Source organism: Pseudomonas tremae (assembly GCF_001401155.1).
GTDB classification, from domain to species: domain Bacteria; phylum Pseudomonadota; class Gammaproteobacteria; order Pseudomonadales; family Pseudomonadaceae; genus Aquipseudomonas; species Aquipseudomonas tremae.
The window spans coordinates 1-266 of record NZ_LJRO01000014.1 but is presented as its reverse complement, the minus strand read 5'-3'; the positions used below and the strand labels follow the sequence as shown (position 1 = coordinate 266).

At 55.3% G+C, this 266-nt stretch carries 1 protein-coding gene; it reads right to left on the bottom strand.

Going from position 1 to position 266, the window contains the following annotated elements:
- Window positions 1–134 precede the first annotated feature (134 nt).
- On the bottom strand, window positions 135–266 hold a 132-nt coding region (locus ALO43_RS00275), incomplete at its 5' end, for a dodecin family protein (RefSeq protein ID WP_162235559.1).

The following is a 266-nucleotide window of genomic DNA, read 5'->3' as shown; positions in this document are numbered from 1 at the left end:
GTCCGGCCAAATGAAGACGCCATCGGAACAGGCGCCCATTGAAAACCCCCACGCCCACACATCAACCGTGTGGCCATATCTGAGTGTGTAGCGCAGGTTATGGCAATCGGCCAGCCGAAAGGTTCAGAAGGACATCAGCTATTGGTAATGCGGAAGCCGACTTTCAAGGTGACCTGGAAATGCGCGACTTTGCCGTTTTCGATATGGCCGCGGGTTTCGGTCACCTCAAACCATTCCATCAGGTCGAGGCTTTTGCTGGCTTCGGC